19 protein-coding genes and 1 pseudogene are annotated in these 16373 nt (G+C 71.4%); 12 read left to right on the top strand and 8 right to left on the bottom strand.

Going from position 1 to position 16373, the window contains the following annotated elements:
• The first annotated feature begins 79 nt into the window (after positions 1 to 79).
• Positions 80 to 718, top strand: coding sequence for a hypothetical protein (locus MZC64_RS10470; protein WP_247763240.1), 639 nt, complete (start codon positions 80 to 82; stop codon positions 716 to 718).
• 4 nt (positions 719 to 722) lie between these two features.
• On the opposite strand, the gene MZC64_RS10465 is transcribed toward MZC64_RS10470, so the two are convergent.
• Both MZC64_RS10465 and MZC64_RS10460 read right to left on the bottom strand, forming a co-directional pair.
• Positions 723 to 1064 (bottom strand): SH3 domain-containing protein, encoded by a 342-nt coding sequence (locus MZC64_RS10465; protein WP_247763239.1) that lies wholly within the window; start codon positions 1062 to 1064, stop codon positions 723 to 725.
• Between the two features lie 181 nt (positions 1065 to 1245).
• Positions 1246 to 2466: an NADP-dependent isocitrate dehydrogenase gene (locus MZC64_RS10460; protein ID WP_185001597.1), complete on the bottom strand. Its 1221-nt coding sequence runs from the start codon at positions 2464 to 2466 to the stop codon at positions 1246 to 1248.
• Positions 2467 to 2628: 162 nt separating this feature from the next.
• On the opposite strand from MZC64_RS10460, the gene MZC64_RS10455 reads away from it, so the two are divergent.
• A complete protein-coding gene (locus tag MZC64_RS10455; RefSeq protein ID WP_247763238.1) occupies positions 2629 to 3465 on the top strand; it encodes a metal-dependent hydrolase in 837 nt (278 codons plus the stop codon).
• Here MZC64_RS10455 and MZC64_RS10450 read toward each other — a convergent pair.
• Positions 3462 to 4118 (bottom strand): TetR/AcrR family transcriptional regulator, encoded by a 657-nt coding sequence (locus MZC64_RS10450; RefSeq protein WP_247763237.1) that lies wholly within the window; start codon positions 4116 to 4118, stop codon positions 3462 to 3464. The two genes, MZC64_RS10455 and MZC64_RS10450, sit on opposite strands and share 4 nt — an antisense overlap.
• Positions 4119 to 4234: 116 nt before the next feature.
• Between MZC64_RS10450 and MZC64_RS10445 the strand changes: the two are divergent.
• From MZC64_RS10445 to MZC64_RS10420, 6 genes and pseudogenes are all read left to right on the top strand, one after another.
• Positions 4235 to 4360: pseudogene (locus tag MZC64_RS10445) on the top strand (zinc-binding dehydrogenase); the annotation flags it as partial.
• A 17-nt stretch (positions 4361 to 4377) separates the two neighbouring features.
• Positions 4378 to 5379: a zinc-binding dehydrogenase gene (locus tag MZC64_RS10440; protein ID WP_247763235.1), complete on the top strand. Its 1002-nt coding sequence runs from the start codon at positions 4378 to 4380 to the stop codon at positions 5377 to 5379.
• Positions 5380 to 5384: 5 nt separating this feature from the next.
• Entirely contained in the window at positions 5385 to 6206 is an 822-nt protein-coding gene (locus MZC64_RS10435) for an ABC-2 family transporter protein (RefSeq protein WP_247763234.1), read from the top strand.
• Positions 6199 to 6999 (top strand): ABC transporter permease, encoded by an 801-nt coding sequence (locus tag MZC64_RS10430; RefSeq protein WP_247763233.1) that lies wholly within the window; start codon positions 6199 to 6201, stop codon positions 6997 to 6999. Before MZC64_RS10435 ends, MZC64_RS10430 begins: the two co-directional genes overlap by 8 nt.
• Positions 6996 to 8012, top strand: a complete 1017-nt coding sequence (locus tag MZC64_RS10425) for an ATP-binding cassette domain-containing protein (protein WP_247763232.1) — start codon at positions 6996 to 6998, stop codon at positions 8010 to 8012. Before MZC64_RS10430 ends, MZC64_RS10425 begins: the two co-directional genes overlap by 4 nt.
• A gap of 57 nt (positions 8013 to 8069) precedes the next feature.
• Entirely contained in the window at positions 8070 to 8441 is a 372-nt protein-coding gene (locus MZC64_RS10420; protein ID WP_247763231.1) for a hypothetical protein, read from the top strand.
• Here the strand turns inward: MZC64_RS10420 and rsmI are convergent, their stop codons facing one another.
• On the bottom strand, positions 8442 to 9296 hold the full coding sequence (gene rsmI / locus MZC64_RS10415) for a 16S rRNA (cytidine(1402)-2'-O)-methyltransferase (protein WP_247763230.1): 855 nt from the start codon (positions 9294 to 9296) through the stop codon (positions 8442 to 8444).
• Between the two features lie 156 nt (positions 9297 to 9452).
• Here rsmI and MZC64_RS10410 point away from each other — a divergent pair, with 156 nt between their 5' ends.
• Complete coding sequence (locus MZC64_RS10410) at positions 9453 to 10916, top strand: dolichyl-phosphate-mannose--protein mannosyltransferase (RefSeq protein ID WP_247763381.1); 1464 nt, start codon at positions 9453 to 9455, stop codon at positions 10914 to 10916.
• Between the two features lie 16 nt (positions 10917 to 10932).
• Here the strand turns inward: MZC64_RS10410 and MZC64_RS10405 are convergent, their stop codons facing one another.
• Both MZC64_RS10405 and MZC64_RS10400 read right to left on the bottom strand, forming a co-directional pair.
• Complete coding sequence (locus MZC64_RS10405; RefSeq protein WP_247763229.1) at positions 10933 to 12174, bottom strand: hypothetical protein; 1242 nt, start codon at positions 12172 to 12174, stop codon at positions 10933 to 10935.
• On the bottom strand, positions 12171 to 12791 hold the full coding sequence (locus tag MZC64_RS10400) for an ATP-binding cassette domain-containing protein (protein WP_247763228.1): 621 nt from the start codon (positions 12789 to 12791) through the stop codon (positions 12171 to 12173). Before MZC64_RS10400 ends, MZC64_RS10405 begins: the two co-directional genes overlap by 4 nt.
• Positions 12792 to 12860: 69 nt before the next feature.
• Between MZC64_RS10400 and MZC64_RS10395 the strand changes: the two genes are divergently transcribed.
• Complete coding sequence (locus MZC64_RS10395; protein WP_247763227.1) at positions 12861 to 13193, top strand: hypothetical protein; 333 nt, start codon at positions 12861 to 12863, stop codon at positions 13191 to 13193.
• Positions 13190 to 13432 carry a hypothetical protein gene (locus MZC64_RS10390; protein WP_247763226.1) on the top strand — a complete coding sequence of 81 codons (243 nt, stop codon included), beginning with the start codon at positions 13190 to 13192 and terminating at the stop codon, positions 13430 to 13432. The genes MZC64_RS10395 and MZC64_RS10390 overlap by 4 nt, the downstream gene beginning before the upstream one ends.
• Before the next feature lie 4 nt (positions 13433 to 13436).
• Here the strand turns inward: MZC64_RS10390 and MZC64_RS10385 are convergent, their stop codons facing one another.
• Complete coding sequence (locus tag MZC64_RS10385) at positions 13437 to 13913, bottom strand: GNAT family N-acetyltransferase (RefSeq protein WP_221489817.1); 477 nt, start codon at positions 13911 to 13913, stop codon at positions 13437 to 13439.
• A 142-nt stretch (positions 13914 to 14055) separates the two neighbouring features.
• On the opposite strand from MZC64_RS10385, the gene MZC64_RS10380 reads away from it, so the two are divergent.
• Entirely contained in the window at positions 14056 to 15315 is a 1260-nt protein-coding gene (locus tag MZC64_RS10380) for a hypothetical protein (protein ID WP_247763225.1), read from the top strand.
• Here MZC64_RS10380 and MZC64_RS10375 read toward each other — a convergent pair.
• Entirely contained in the window at positions 15297 to 16340 is a 1044-nt protein-coding gene (locus MZC64_RS10375; RefSeq protein WP_247763224.1) for an AraC family transcriptional regulator, read from the bottom strand. The two genes, MZC64_RS10380 and MZC64_RS10375, sit on opposite strands and share 19 nt — an antisense overlap.
• Between the last annotated feature and the right edge of the window lie 33 nt (positions 16341 to 16373).

Here is a 16373-nt window from a genome sequence, read left to right as displayed (position 1 = left end):
TCTCCGGCTCTTCAGCCGAGGTGCGGCTCCCGGCGGCCCGGCAGGGTGGGGGCAACTTCACTGGGGAGGAGCAGCGGACATGGGGACCGGGCGGCGGGTCAATGTGGGGCGGGTGGCGGCCTTTGTCGCGGGGCTGGCGGTGGTGGGCTATCTGATCGCGCCGTTGTTGCTGGCCGGGAATTCGGCCTCGGAGGCCGCCGCGGCGGCGGAGGTGCGGCCGCTGGTGGGCGGGGAGGTGTCCGGGGTCCGGGTGGAGGGGCTGCCGGGGGTGGACTCGGCGGGGAGCTGGTTCGAACTGGTCGAGGCGAGTGGGGTGGACGGGCTGGGGAACCCGGTCCGGGTGCTGGCCCGGCAGGTGGATCCGGGGCGGCACCGGGCCGAGGACGTGTCCTGGTTCGTCTCACTGCCCGCGGTGACCGGGTTGCGGGCGGTGGAGGGCGGGCGGCTCAGCGGAGAGGTGGACGGGGTCCGGGTGGACCTCGTGCTGGGAGCCCGGATCGAGGGCAATCAGGTGGTGGTCGTGGCGGAGAACGCCAGTGTGGCGGGGGATCCGGTGGCCATCGACGCGTTGCCCGAGGGCGCACGGGCGGCCGCGGCGCCGCGGCGCGCGCCATTGCCGGCGGGGGTGTCCGGACTCGGAGTGCGGGGGCTGGACATGGACGGGGAACGGCCCCGGGTCGAACTGGGGGCCGGTGGCGTGGTGACCGGGGTGCGGTGAGGCGCTACTGGCAGGTGTTGCGGGAGTCCGGTTTCAGGAACTCCGCGGCCACCCAGCGGTCGTCGGCGAGTTTGCGGAAGCCGTCCTTGGTCTCGCCGTGGCCGCCGGTCTGGGCGTCCTTGCGCAGCCTGGCCACCACCTTGTGCGCGGTGCCGGGGCCGGAGCGGACGTTGAGCAGGTCGGCCTGCACGTGGAACTCGCAGCGGGGCTTGCCGTCGGCCGGGGCCTCCCCCGGCTTGTCGCCCTGGGCGTTGCTGCCGAAGGACAGCACGAACAGACCTGCTGCGGCAGCACCTGCCAACAGCACCGGACGGATCATGAACACGGCGGCCTCCTCGGCGCTCACGGGCCTGTACCCGGTATAGCGGGCTGGCTCTGAGCTGCGAAGAGGGCGGCGGGCAAGTGCACTCGGGTGCCCGGACCGGCCACCCGAACGTGCTTGCGGCGGCAACGAGCTGTGAACGGAAAAGCCCGAGGGCCGTCTTCCGGCGCGGGAAGACGGCCCTCGGAACCTGTGGTGACCGGACTCAGCCGGCCATCTTCTTCTGCAGGTTCTCATCCAGGGTGCCGAGGAAGTCCTCGGTGGTCAGCCACTCCTGGTCCTTGCTGATCAGCAGCGCCAGGTCCTTGGTCATCTTGCCGCTCTCGACGGTGTTGATGATGACCTGCTCCAGGGCCTCGGCGAAGCCGGTGACCTCGGGGGTGCCGTCCAGCTTGCCGCGGTGCTTCAGGCCACCGGTCCACGCGTAGATCGAGGCGATCGGGTTGGTGGAGGTCGGCTTGCCCGCCTGGTGCTGGCGGAAGTGCCGGGTGACGGTGCCGTGCGCGGCCTCGGCCTCGACGGTCTTGCCGTCCGGGGTCATCAGCACGGAGGTCATCAGGCCCAGCGAGCCGAAGCCCTGCGCCACGGTGTCGGACTGCACGTCACCGTCGTAGTTCTTGCACGCCCAGACGTAGCCGCCCTCCCACTTCATGGCCGCGGCGACCATGTCGTCGATGAGGCGGTGCTCGTAGGTCAGGCCCTTGGCGTCGAACTCGGCCTTGAACTCGGCCTGGAAGATCTCCTCGAACACGTCCTTGAACATGCCGTCGTAGGCCTTGAGGATCGTGTTCTTGGTCGACATGTAGACCGGGTAGTTGCGCAGCAGCCCGTAGGACAGCGAGGCGCGGGCGAAGTCCTCGATGGACTTGCGGAAGTTGTACATCCCCATGGCGACGCCGCCGCCCTCGGGGAACTGCGCCACCTCGATCTCCACCGGCGCGGAGCCGTCGGCCGGGGTGTAGGTGATGGTGACGGTGCCGGGGCCGGGGACCTTGAAGTCGCTGGCCTTGTACTGGTCACCGTGCGCGTGCCGGCCGATGATGATCGGCTTGGTCCAGGTGGGCACCAGGCGCGGGATGTTGGAGATGATGATCGGCTCGCGGAAGACCACGCCGCCGAGGATGTTGCGGATGGTCCCGTTCGGGCTCCGCCACATCTTCTTCAGGCCGAACTCCTCGACGCGCGCCTCGTCGGGGGTGATGGTCGCGCACTTCACGCCGACGCCGTGCTTCTTGATGGCGTTGGCCGAGTCGATCGTCACCTGGTCGTCGGTGGCGTCCCGGTACTCGATGCCGAGGTCGTAGTACTCGAGGTTGACATCGAGATACGGGTGGATGAGCTTGTCCTTGATGAACTGCCAGATGATGCGGGTCATCTCGTCGCCGTCGAGCTCGACGACGGTCCCGTGAACCTTGATCTTGCCCATGCGCCGGGCTCTCCTCTCGCGACAATGCAAGCAAGACAAGCGTACTGGTAGCGGCGGGTAGTTGCTTTTGGCCCTCGGGAAAAGGGAACACCGTCACACTCGCTGTCGGTGCCGACCGATAGGTTTCCCTCGCTGAACCGGGTGAATCTGCGGGGGGAATCGATGTCGACAGGGCCGACGCACGCGATCAGTGGGACCGCCGCCTGGGGGGCGGTGGTGGTCGGCTTCGGCGCCTACGACCTGGGACACTTCACCCCGCAGACCGTGGTGGTGGGAGCCATCATGGCCTCCGGCGCGGCCCTGCTGCCCGATCTTGACCACCCCGGCTCCACGGTGTCCCGCACCTTCGGCCCGATCAGCAAGGCCGCGTCCAAGGCGATCAACACGGTCAGTCACGCGGTGTATCGGGGAACCCGGACCAAGAAGGACTCCAACCGGGACGGCGGCCACCGCGGCCTGACCCACACCGTGGTCTTCGCGTTGCTGGCCGGGATCGGCACCACCGCGGTGGTGCAGGCGACCAACCGGTGGGCATTGCCGATCCTGCTGTTCTTCTTCTGCGGCCTGGCCGTGCGCGGGCTGATGCACAAGTGGTGCCCGAAGCGGGACGCCTGGGCGATCAGCGGTTCCTCCGCGCTGCTGACCATCCTGTGCTGGTCCTGGGCGCAGACCGGGCCGGAACAGGCCCCTGCGCTGGGCATCGCGGTGATCACCGGCTGCGTGGCGCACTACATCGGGGACGCGATCACCGAGCAGGGCTGCCCGATGCTGTGGCCGGTGCCGATCATGGGCAAGCTGTGGTTCCCGGTGGCCCCGCCGAAGCTGCTGCGGATGAAGACCGGCGGCAAGGTTGAGCTGAGCCTGATCCTGCCGGTGCTGACCGTCGCCGCGGTGTGGCTGTCCGCGGCCGCGTTGCAGCGGGCCGGGGCGGCGCCCTGGCTGGAGTGGGACCTGCTGCCCGGCGGCTGGTCCTCGGTGCCGCCGGTGGCTGCCGGCTAATCCGGCAGCTCGGCCACCAGTTCGTCCACCTCGCGCTCGTACAGCGCGCCCGCCGAGATGCCCATCGGGCCGAACTGTTCGGTCACCTCCAGGCTGACCAGGCCGTGCAGGCGGCTCCACGCGGTGAGCGCCCAGTGCAGTTCGGCCGGGCTGCGGGTGCCGTGCCCGGCGCGGGCGCCCCAGGCGGACAGCTCGTCCTGGAGCTGACCCGGTAGTTCCGGGCCGGGTGTGCGGCCGGTGTCGTCGAAGACGGTGAGCAGCACGGTCATCGCCCGGTTGGCGGCCGCGATGGTGTCCTCGGGGGCCTGGTAGCCGGGCACCGGGGTGCCGAAGAGCAGCAGGTACCGGTGCGGCTGGGCCAGGGCCCAGCCGCGGAAGGCGGCGGCGTAGGCGCGGGCCCGTTGCCCGGCGGCGCCGGTGGTCGCCTCGGTGACCGTGTCGGCCAGGTCGTGGTAGGCGTCCGAGATCAGCGCGGTGAGCAGGGCGTCCCGGCTGGCGAAGTAGCGGTAGAGCGCCGGGCCGGTCACCCCCATGCGTTTGGCGATGGCGTTCACCGACACCCCGGTCGCGCCGGCCTCGGCCACCTGGGCCAGCGCGTGCTCCTTCACCTCGGCGATGGTCTGCTCGCGGAACCGCTCGCGCCGGTCGCTCACCCGTGTCCTCCTGCCCTCTTGACAGGATGAAGGTAACAGACTCAAACTCATGTAAGAAGTTGTTACTCCAGTAAGAGCCCTGTTAGGGCTTCCGCGCCGCGCCGGCTGAAGTTCTCGGTTTGGCACGAGGTGGAAAGCTGGACCCAAGGGTGGCCGAAAGGCTGCCGATGGACCGGGCCGGTGAGGCGCTGACGACACTCACCGCGGGCGGCGTCACCGGCAAGATCGTGCTCACCCCCTGACTGGGAGGAGTGCCCAGGTGACTCGGGTACGCGAGATCGTGGTTGCGGCCAAGGGCGGACCGGTTGAGGTGCGGGAACGCACCGCGCACCACCCGGCGGCAGGCACCGCGCTGATCGAGGTGGAGGCCAGCGGGGTGGCCTTCGCGGACGTGCACATGGTGCACGGCACCTACCCCGCCCAACCCAAGTTCCCGTTCACCCCCGGCTACGACCTGGTCGGCAAGGTGCGCTCGATCGGCGACGGCGTCTCCCAGCACCTGATCGGCACCAGGGTGGCCGCGCTGACCGTCACCGGCGGCTGGCGGAGTTTCGCCGAGGTCGAGGCCACCAAGCTGGTGCCGGTGCCCGAGGGCGTGGACAGCCCGACCGCGGTGGCCGCGGTGCTCAACGGGATCACCGCGTTCCAGATGGCCGCCAGGGCCAAGCTCGGGTCCGGGCAGACCGTGCTGGTGCACGGGGCCAGTGGCGGGGTGGGCACGCTGCTGGTGCAGCTCGCGCTGAACGCGGGCGCGCGGGTGCTGGGCACCGCCTCGGCGGCCAAGCACGAGGCCGTGCGCGAACTGGGCGCCGAACCGATCGACTACCGCGGCGACGTGCCGGCGCGGGTGCGTGAGCTGGCGCCCGACGGGGTGGACGCGGTGTTCGACCACCTGGGCGCGCAGAGCTACGCGCAGAGCTGGAACCTGTTGGCGCGCAAGGGGATCGTCATCGGCTACGGCTCGGCCAGCACCTATGACAAGCCAGGCAACCGGTTCCTGCCGTACCTGCCGCTGGTCGGCCGGATCCTCGGCTACAAGGTGCGCGGACTGCTCGGCGCGAGCAACGGGCGGCGGGCCGATTTCTACGGCATCCGGCCGGGCGCCGGCGCGAACGCGGCGCTGGCCGAGGTGTTCGAGCTGGTCCGGAGTGGACAGTTGGAGGTGCCGATCGCCGAGCGGATGCCACTGGTGGAGGCGGCCGCCGCACTGACGAAGATGACCGGCTCCCGCGGGGTCGGGAAGATCGTGCTCATCCCCTAATTGACTTGCCCCGCGCCGTAGCGTTGCTGGACGTGCGCTCTTCGGCAGCTCCCTATGCGCGCATGATCGGCGCGGGTTTCCGTCGTTACTCCTCCTATCGTCAGGCCACCGTCGCGGGCCTGTTCACCAACGTCGTCTTCGGGCTGCTCCGGGTCTCGGTGCTCTTCGCCATGCTCGACGGGCGGCGCGAGATCGCCGGCTACGACCCGGCCCGCTCGGCCACCTATGTCTGGCTCGGGCAGGGCATGCTCGCCACCGTCGTGTTGTGGGGACAGCACGAGATCGGCGAGCGGGTGCGCACCGGGGACGTCGTGGTGGACCTGTCCCGGCCGTGGAACCTGCAACTGGCCCTGCTCGCCGAGGACCTCGGCCGGGCCGGGTACGCCGTGCTCACCCGGTTCCTGCCGCCAGTGGTCTTCGGCGCGTTGTTCTTCCCGTTCCTGTGGCCACAGCACAGCCTGACCTGGCTGCTGTTCCCGCTGAGCCTGGCGCTGGCCGTGGGCGTGAGCTTCTGCGCCCGGTTCCTGTTGGCGCTCAGCGCGTTCTGGCTGCTGGACAACCGCGGCCCGGTCTCGCTGTACGGCATGTCCGCCGGGATCCTGGGCGGGCTGATCGTGCCGCTGGCCTTCTTCCCGGACTGGGTGCAGACCGTGCTCTGGCTGACCCCGTTCCCCTGCCTGGTGCAGGCCCCGATCGACGTGTTCACCGAGGCCGGTTCACCGCTGATTCCGTTGGCCTACCAGGCGATCTGGTTCGGCATCCTCTACCTCGGCGGGCGGCTGGCCATGCGCGGCGCGGTGCACAAGGTGGTGGTGCAGGGTGGCTAGCCTCACGGTGTACCGCAGGCTGATCGGCGCCCAGATCCGCTCGCAGCTGAGTTACCGGGCCTCCTTCGCGATGGCCTGTGTCGGCGACGCGATCGCGCAGGCCACCGAGCTGGTGGCGATCCTGGTGATCTTCTCCCGGATCACCGACCTCGGCGGGTTCAGCCGCGCCGAGGTGCTGCTGATGTACGCGCTGGCCAGCACCTCCTTCGGCCTGGCCGATCTGGCGGTCGGCCAGCTCGACCGGCTGCCGCAGTACCTGCGCACCGGCAAGTTCGACTCGGTGCTGACCCGGCCGCTGAGCAGCCTCGGCCAGATCATGGTCTCGGACTTCCAGCTCCGGCGGCTGGGCCGGATCTGCCTGGGCATCGGCGTGCTGACCTACGTGGTGTCCACAGTGGACATTGATTGGGGCTGGCATACCGCACTGCTGCTGGTGATCACCCCGATCGCGGGCGCGGTGCTGATGAGCGCGGTGTGGATCATGGCGGCCTCGGTGTGCTTCTGGCTGATCGAGGGTTCGGACCTGGCCAACAGCCTCACCTACGGCGGACACTTCCTCGCCTCGTACCCGATCACCGTCTACCCGGCCTGGCTGCGCACCGCGCTGGCCTTCGTCATCCCGGCCGCCTTCATCGCCTACTTCCCCGCGCTCGCCCTGCTCGGCAAGCCCGATCCGCTGGGCACGCCTGCCTTCCTGGGCTGGATCAGCCCGGTGGTGGCGGTGCTCGCGCTGGGACTGGCGGCACTGGTGTGGCGGGCCGCGGTCAGACACTACCGAGGGACTGGATCATGACCCCGCACCTCGAAGCCGAGGACCTGACCCGCACCTTCACCGTGCGTCGCAAGCTCAGCCGGTTCCGCAGCGAACGGCACCAGGTGACCGCGGTGGACTCGGTGTCCTTCGCGGTGCAGCGCGGCGAGGCGGTCGGCTACGTCGGGCCCAACGGCGCCGGCAAGTCGACCACGATCAAGATGCTCACCGGCATCCTCACCCCCACCGGCGGCCGGGTGCGCACCTGCGGCCTGGACCCGTCCCGGCGGCGGGTGGAGCTGGCCGCCCGGATCGGCGTGGTCTTCGGCCAGCGCAGCCAGCTCTGGTGGGACCTGCCGCTCTCGGACAGCTTCGCGCTGCTGCGCGATATCTACCGGGTGCCCGCCGCCGAGCACGCCACCCGGCTCGCCGAATGCGTGGAACTGCTGGGGCTGGGCGATTTCCTGGGCACGCCGGTGCGGCAGCTCTCGCTCGGGCAGCGGATGCGCGGGGAGGTCACCGCGGCGCTGCTGCACGCCCCGGAGCTGCTGGTGCTGGACGAGCCGACCATCGGCCTTGACCTGGAGTCCAAGGAGCGGCTGCGCGAGTTCCTGGCCGAGCTGAACGCCACCCGCGGTGTCACCCTGCTGCTGACCACGCACGACCTGGACGACATCGAACGGCTGTGCCGCCGGTTGCTGGTCATCGACCACGGCCGGGTGCTCGCCGACGGACCGCTGTCCCGGCTGCGCACCGAGGCGGTCGGCGAGCGCACCCTGGTGGTCGACCTGGAGGCGCCCGCCGAACCGCTGACCGGGCTGCCGGGGGTGACCGGGTGCCGGGTGGAGAACGAGGGCAGGCGGCACCACCTGGTCTTCCGGCGGGACCGGATCACCGCGGCCGCGCTGATCGCGGCGGTGGCCGAACGGGCCGCGGTGCACGACATCTCGGTGGTGGAGCCCAGCATCGACGACGTGATCCGCCGGCTGTACGCGGGCGAGGTTGTCCACCCAGCGGAGGAGATCGGGGTCAACCCGCGGACCGACGCGGGCTGACTTCCGCTCTCCCTAGCCTGGGCGCCACTGACGACGTCCACCACTGGAGGGGTTTCGATGCGCAGGTCACGGCTGGTCTTACTCGCTCTCGCCGCGGTGCCGGCGATCGCCGTGCTCGGCGCCTGCCAGCAGGCGAGCGCGTTCGCGGACAAGGCCAAGGTGTGCACCGAGGCGATCAACCTGGCCACCCTGCAGCCCAACCCGAACGACCCGCAGCAGACCAGGAACGAGGCCAAGGAGAAGGCCGACCGGCTGATCGACCTGACCAAGAACGTGGCCGAGGCCGACGTCAAGGGCGCACTGACCACGGTGGCCGACCACTACACCTCGCTGGCCAAGGAGAAGGTCGACGGCGTGCTCAACCTGGGCAACTGGGCCAAGCAGACGGTGGAGAACCTGAACACCGTGCGCAAGGTGTGCCTGGGCTGATCAGCTCTTGCGGGCCAGCAGCACCGCGTCGTAGAGGGCCTTGCGGCTGACCCCGGTGCTGGCCGCGACCGCGGCGGTGGCGTCCTTGAGCCGGGCGCCACCGCGCACCCGCTCCTCCACCACCTCCACCAGCGCGGTCACCTCGACCTCGTTCTGCTCCGGCGGCACCCCGGCGAGCACCACGGTGATCTCCCCGCGCACCCCCTCGGCGGCCCATTCGGCCAGTTCGGCGAGGGTGCCGCGGCGGATCTCCTCGTAGGTCTTGGTCAGCTCCCGGCAGACCGCGGCCAGCCGGTCGCCGCCGAGCACCTCGGCCGCGTCGGCCAGGCTGTCCGCCAGCCGGTGCGGGGCCTCGAAGAAGACCGCGGTGCGCTGCTCGCTGGCCAGCTGGGTGAACCAGCGCCGCCGCTCACCGGCCTTGCGCGGCGGGAAACCCTCGAAGCAGAACCGCTCGCAGGGCAGGCCGGACACGGCCAGCGCGGTGGTCACCGCGGAGGGTCCGGGCAGGCAGGTGACGGGCAGGTCCTCGGTCACGCAGGCCGCGACCAGCCGGTAGCCGGGGTCGGACACGCTGGGCATGCCCGCGTCGGTGACCAGCACGACCGTCCCACCGCCGCGGATGGCCTCGACCAGGCCGGGCAGCCTGCCCACCTCGTTCTGCTCGTAGAAGCTGACGATCCGGCCGAGTGGCTCGACCTTGAGCGCGGAACACAGGTTGCGCAGGCGGCGGGTGTCCTCGGCGGCGATGACATCGGCGCTGCGCAGGGCCTCGGACAGGCGCGGTGAGGCGTCGCCGATCTCGCCAAGCGGGGTGGCGGCGAGCACCAATCGACCCGATCCGGGTGGGGCGTCCATGCTCCTCACCCTACGATCGACGCCGTGAGTGTTCTGGTGCCGCCCGCCGCCGGCCGTACGACCGACGAGGGCTGGCTGGCAGCCGAGAAGGCGCCGCCGCCCGAACCGCCAGGTGGCGCCGTGGTGCACGACCCGGCCGAGCGCCTCGGCCCGCCCATGCCAACCGACCGCCTGCGCGGCTGGCTGGTGACCCTGTCGCTGGCGCTGCTGGGCGGGCTGGTGCGGTTCTGGAACCTCGCCCACCCCACCGACAAGGGCACGCCGGTCTTCGACGAGAAGCACTACGTGCCGCAGGCCTGGCAGGTGCTGCGCAACGGCGGCTATGAGGACAACCCCGGCTTCCGGCTGATCGTGCACCCGCCGCTGGGCAAACAGCTGATCGGCTTCGGCGAGTGGCTCTTCGGCTACAACGGCCTCGGCTGGCGGTTCACCGCGGCCATCGCGGGCGTGGTGTGCATCATCCTGATCGTCCGGATCGCGCGGCGGCTGACCCGCTCCACGCTGCTGGGCGCGCTGGCCGGGGTGCTGCTGGTGGCCGACGGGGTCAGCCACGTGCAGTCCAGGGTCGGCATGCTGGACATCTTCCTGACCGTGTTCATCGTGGCCGGCTTCGGCGCGCTGCTGGTGGACCGGGACCTGGTGCGCGACCGGCTGGCCGTGGCGGTGCGCGAGGGCTGGATCAACGCCAGCGAGTACGGGCCGCGGCTCGGTTTCCGCTGGTGGCGCTTCGCCGGTGTGCTGCTGCTCGGGCTGGGTCTGGGCGTGAAGTGGTCGGCGGCCTTCTTCGTGCTGGCCTTCGCCGCGCTGAGCGTGTTCTGGGACGTCACCGCCCGCCGCGCGGCCGGGGTGCGCCGCCCGTGGCGCGGCACCATCGCCAGGGACCTGTTCCCGGCCTTCGCCGCCTTCGCGGTGGTGCCGGTGCTGGTCTACTTCGGCACCTGGTGGGCCTGGTACGCCAGTGAGACCGGGGTGGACCGGCACCTGGTCGGCGGCACCCTGTCCGAGGGCGGAACCTGGGGCTTCATCCCGGACGCGCTGCGCGCGCTGCTGTACAACAACGGCGAGGTGCTCAACTTCCACAACAACCTCAGCCCGACCGAGAAACACCCGTACGAGTCCAAGCCGTGGGCCTGGCCGATGGGTCTCAAGCCGATGCTCTACTACTTGGAGTCCAACGGCGTGGTGCCCGGCTGCGGCCGCACCGACTGCATGGCGGGTGTGAAGCTGATCGGCACCCCGGCCATGTGGTGGCTGGCCTTCCCAATGCTGGGCTGGGCGATCTGGCGCGCCTTCGGCAAGCTGGACTGGCGCTACGCCGCCGTGCTGGTCGGCTACTGCGCGGGCTGGCTGCCCTGGTTCACCAACCTGGACCGCCAGATGTACTACTTCTACGCCACCCCGATGGCCCCGTTCATGGTGCTGGGCCTGGTGCTGATCCTGGGCGAGATCCTGGGCAAGGCCAGCGACGGCGTGGAACGGCGCAAGACCGGGCTGCTGGTGGTCGCGCTGTACGTGGGCCTGGTGATCGCCAACTTCGTCTGGCTGTGGCCGATCCTCAACGGCGATTCGGTGACCCCGTGGCGCTGGCAGGCCGAGGTCTGGCTGCCGTCCTGGAACTAGCCCGCCGCCCAGTGCCTCAGCCGAGCAGCAGCAGGCCGAAGAGCAGCAGCACCAGGCCGCGGAAGGTGTTGGCCAGGTAGGCGACCGGGATCGGCCCGGCGCCGAGTTCGATGGTGGCGGTGCTGGTGTCGTAACTGGCGGCGTCGCGGGCGACCGTGCGCAGCACCGACACCGCGACCAGCGGAATGACCAGGGCCAGCGCCGGGGTCAGGGCGGCCGGGACAAGCAGCAGCGCGGCCGCGGTCCACAGCGTGACCAGGGCGGTGAGCAGACCGGCCCAGGTCTGCCAGATCACCCGGCGGTCGAAGCCGAGCCAGCGGCGCAGCCCGGCGCTGCGGTACAGCTCGCCGAGGCCGCCGGTGAAGGGCAGCACGGCGAAGTAGCCGCCGAGCCCGAACAGCCAGACCGGGGACAGCCCCCAGGCGGCGCCGGCCGCGACCAGGCCCGCCAGCAGCAGCGCGGGCACTACGAAGCGACGGCGGGCGAGCAGCCGGACCAGCTCCAGGCGCAGCAGCACCGGGCGGCGCAGGGTGATCCGCGCGGAGACCGGTTCGCCGACCGGGAGCAGCAGCAGGACGTCCAGGAAGCGGGTGGCGACACCGCGGATGACCCGGTTGGCCCAGCGGCTGACCAGCTGTGCCCGGCCCAGCCGATCGGCCGCGCGGCTGGCGCCGATCAGGGCCGCTCCGGTCAAGGTCAGGAAGGTGCCCGCGACGGCGGCGAGCAGGATCGGGGTGAGCAGGCCGCAGAGCGCGACGATCGCCAGCGCGGCGAGCACGGCGGGCAGTGCAAGTTCGACGGCGCTGGTCAACTCGGTCGGCAGCCGCCACACCAGGACCGCGGCCAGCGCCGCGCTGCTGAGCAGCAGCGCCGTGCCCGCGAGGGTGGCCGGCACGGACAGCCCGCCGACCAGCGCGACCAGGCCCCACAGGTAGCCGAGTCCACCCAGCCGGGCCGCCCAGGCCGCCCACATCCGGCGGCCCAGGGTGCGCACCCTGCCCCCGGGCCCGAAGTCGGACCAGGTGAGCTGGGCCGGACTGGCCCACTGGAAACCGCGTTGGCTCAGTGAACGCCAGGCCAGCGCGGCGGCCAGGCAGAGCAGGGCCAGCACGGCGGGCTCGGCGGCCGCGCCGGTGGTCACGCCCAGGGTGACGCGGACGTCGGCCAGGTCGAAGAACGGGTAGACCAGCAGCGCGGCCAGGAACAACCAGCCCAGGGCGCGGTCGTCCGGCAGCAGGCGGGTGAGCAGCCGGGTCACGTCAGCTCCACGGTGCGATCCGCGATGGCCGCGCGCAGGTTCGGATCGTGCGTGGCCACCACCACCGCGACCCCCTCGGCGGTGCACTGCCGCACCAGCTCGGCCACCCAGCCCCGCGCCTTGACGTCCAGGGCCCGCTCGGGCTCGTCCAGCAGCAGCACATCGTGCGGCCGGGCGATCGCGCCGAGCAGCAGCAACCGCTGCCGTTGCCCCGCGCTCAGCGCCGCCGCGGCCACGTCCGCGCACACCCCGAGTCCGGCGTACTCCAGGAGTTCCAGCACATCCTCGGCACTGGTTGGACGGCCGAAGGAGCCGAGCAGCAGGTCGATGTGCTGGCGCGGGCTGAGTTCGGGGAAAAACTCGGAATCGTCCAGCTTCACCGACACGGACCGCCGGAACTCCACCGAGGTCTCATCCGGCGGCGCCCCGGCCACCAGCACCTGGCCCTCGCTGACCGGCTGGGTGCCGTACACACAGCGCAGCAGGGTCGACTTGCCGATGCCGTTGGCCCCCGTCAGCGCCACGCACTCCCCCGGGTCCACGGTCAGGTCCAGCTCCCGGAACAGCCACCGCTGGGCAACCCGGACCCCCAGGCCCGCCGCGACGATCTCCGCCATGTCCGCACGCTACCGGGATCCGCCATCGAGTGATGGCTTGCCAACGGGGCAAAGGCAACACTGGCCGCCATGACCGAAGAATTCCGCTACGGCTGGGACGCACCCCGCATCCCGCCCTACGAAGGCCCCCTGCCCCCGACACCACCCAACCTGGAGGTCGGCCGCTTCCCCACCATCGCGGAAATCCGGCGGCTGCTGCCCGCGAAGGCGCTGGCGGAGTTCGAGCGGCAGCTGGCCGGGGCCAGGCTTGATGAGCTGGTGGCGGTGGTGCAGGACTGGGGCGCGCACGCGGTGCACCTGCACGACGAGGACTACCAGCGGGCGGCCCGGCTGATCGCGGAGGGGCGGGACGGGGAGCTGGAGTCGGTACGCAGGCTCCAGCTGGAGCGGGGGGAACTGTGACCGGCGGCTACCTGGTGGTCTACGAGGACCAACCGCGCAAGACCCTGGACGGGCTGCCCGCGGCCACCCGCGCGCGCATCACCGGGCGGATCGAGAGCTGGGCCAGGAACGCGGAGCTGCTCGACTGCGACGACTACTCCAGCCACCGGATCGACGAGCCGCCGGTCTTCAGCGCGCGGGTCCGGGTCCGGCACACGAGCCGGGCCGTGATCACGGTGACCCTGCTCGCCCTGGCCTGACCGGCTAACCGAATCGGGCGATCAGTTCCGCCCGGTCCAACCGCAGGTCGTACTGGTCGATGTCCGCGGCGAACCCCTGCGGCACGATCTTCTCCACCCGGAAACCCAGGTGCTCGAAAAAGCCGGTGCTGTGCTGGCTGGTGCTCAGGGTGACCGCGACCGCATCCGGATCGGCCGCGATCAGCCGCAGCCTCGCCTCCAGCAACGCCCGGCCCAGGCCCTGGCGGTGCCTGCGTCTCTCGACCATCCCCCAGCACAGCGTCCACACGCCTGGCTGGGCGCCGTTGGGCGCGTGCCCGCCCGCGGCCACCAGTCCGCCGTTGATCCGGCCGACCAGGTACACCCCGGGCAGCTTGTCCAGGAACTCGGTGAACTCCGCGCGCTCGCTCGCGGCGAAGAAGAACGGCACGTTGCTGTCGAACAGCCGCAGGCAGTCGTCGCGATCGGCTCGTTCGTACGCCGTCAGACGCATCATTGCCATCGAGGCCTCCCCAGCCTCTCGGGATGGGTGAGTATGACCAGCCCCGGCCGGGACACGCCAGCCTCTCCAGTGAATGTAAACGCTTTCCAATTCGGCCGACCGGACCTGTCGCGACGACCGGCGGAAATGGTCGCATGTGCGGGTGACCGCACGTACCGCAGTTGTGCTCGCCGCCGCCGCCGCGGCCGCCCTGCTCCCCAGTCCGGCCTCGGCCGCGCTCCCGGCCTCGGTGGTCAGTCGCGCCTGGTTCGGCGGCGGGGCCGACGGCGCCTCCGGCACGCCCGCGGTGAGCGCGGACGGCCGCCTCATAGCCTTCGCCTCGACCGCGGCGAACCTGGTCCCGCATGACCGGAACGGGCACTCGGACATCTTCGTCCGGGACACCTGGACCGGGCTGACCTCGCAGGTCAGCGCGGGTGACGGTCCGGCGTACGACGCCCCGGCGATCAGCGCGGACGGCCGTCTCATCGCCTACCTCACCGCCGCCACCGACCTGGTGCCCGGCGATGCCAACGGCCTGCCGGACGTGGTGGTCACCGACCGGCGCACCGGCCGCAGCACGGGGGTGAGCACCGGCGGGGACGGGGAAACCTTCGGCGCGCCCTCGATCAGCGCGGACGGGCGGTTCGTGGTGTTCCGCTCCGCCGCGACCAACCTGGTGCCGGGCGACACCAACGGGGTCGCGGACGTCTTCGTGCGGGATTTGCGCACCGGCGGGATCGAGCGGGTCAGCGTGGCCGCGGACGGCGCCCAGGGCGACAAACCGGCCCACCACGGCACCGCGGTCAGCGCGGACGGGCGGCACGTGGTCTTCCCCTCGGCCGCGACCAACCTGGTGCCCGGCGATACCAACGGCAGCGTGGACATGTTCGTCAAGGACCGCGCCACCGGCACGGTGACCAGGGCGAACACCACCGCCACCGGCGAGCAGAGCAGCTCCTACACGCTGATGCCCGCGATCACCGCCGACGGCGGGCAGGTGTTCTTCGTGGCCTGGGGCGACAACCTGGTGCCCGGCGACACCGAGGACACCCCGGACGTGTTCGGGAAAACCCTGCGCACCGGGGAGATCCGCCGGGTCAACACCGCCAGCGACGGGCGGGCCGCGGACGCCCAGCCCTACCAGCCCACGATCAGCGCGGACGGCCGCTACCTGAGCTTCGCCTCGATCGCGGCGAACCTGGTGCCCGGGGACACCAACAACGTCGACGACGTCTTCCTCAAGGACCTGCGCACCGGCGTGCTGACCCGGATCAGCCTGCGCGCCAACGGAAAGCAGGCCGACGGCTTCTCCGTCACGCCTGCACTGAGCGCGGACGGGCGCAGCATCGCCTTCGCCTCGCACGCCCGGCTCGGCCTCGGCGAGGGCAGGCACCCGGACGTCTACCTGGTGCGCCGGTAGGCCCCGGGGGTGGTTCCGGTCCAGCGGCGGAAGGCCCTGGTGAACACGGCCGCGTCCGCGTAACCCAGCCGCGCCGCCACCTGCGCCACGGCCAACTCGGTGCGCTCCAACAACTCCAGCGCGCGCACCCGGCGGATCTCCTCGGCCAGCCGCCGGTAGGACACGCCCTCCGCGATCAGCCGCCGGTGCAGGGTCCGGGTGGAGACGTGCAGTTCGGCCGCGACCACCGGCATCTCCGGCACGCCCTCGGCGTGCGCGCGCAGCCGGGCCCGCACCCGGTCCGCGGTGGCCCCACCGCCCAAACTGGCCAGCAGCGCGGCGCACTCCCGCTCGCACACCCGCCGGGTGCGGCCGTCGGCCTGCGGCAGCCTGCGGTCGAGCAGTCCGCGCTGGGCGATCAGCGCGTTGTGCCGCGCGTCAAAGACCACCGGCGCGCCCAGCGTCCTGGCATACGGGGCCTCGGCTGGGCTGAAGCGCAGCTCGACCCGTTGCGGCACAAGGGGTTCGCCGAGCACCGCGCCGAGGATGGCCCGGGCCGCGGTCAGTTCCCGCTCCACCACGAACCGGCGCAGCGGCGGCGGTAACGCCTGATCGGCCACGGTCATCCGCACCTCGTCGGCCACCTCGCGGACACCGATCCCGGCCAGCGCGTAGGTCAGTCCGAGGTGCCGCACGCCCAGCACCGCCGCCTCCCGCAGCGTCGCGCTGGCCAGCATGGCGAACCCCCACACGCCGTAGCTGGGCAGCCGTAGCCTGCCGCCGACGGCGAGGCCGAGTCCGGGCGGATTCCCGGTGGCGCGCACCAGGTTCCACGCCACCAGCAGTTCGGCGCCGGCCGGGATCCGGGCCGCGCCGTCACCGAGGGCGGACTCGGCGACCCCGCTCTCCCGCAGGCAGTCCGCGGGCGGCACGCCGTGCTCGGCGCCCACCTCCAGCAACGCCCGCACTCCCGCCAGCCCGCGCCGCGCGGCCGGGGGCTGGCTGAAAAAGTCCGCATCCTGTCCGGCAAGGCCACTGGCCGACACGGCCGATCTCCCTAACGTCGAAAGGGCAGCCGA

The sequence above is a fragment of the Crossiella sp. S99.2 genome, assembly GCF_023094165.1.
In the GTDB taxonomy this organism is placed as follows: Bacteria; Actinomycetota; Actinomycetes; order Mycobacteriales; family Pseudonocardiaceae; genus Crossiella.
Note: the sequence above shows the minus strand (reverse complement) of the source record. Positions and strands in the feature narration are given on the sequence as shown.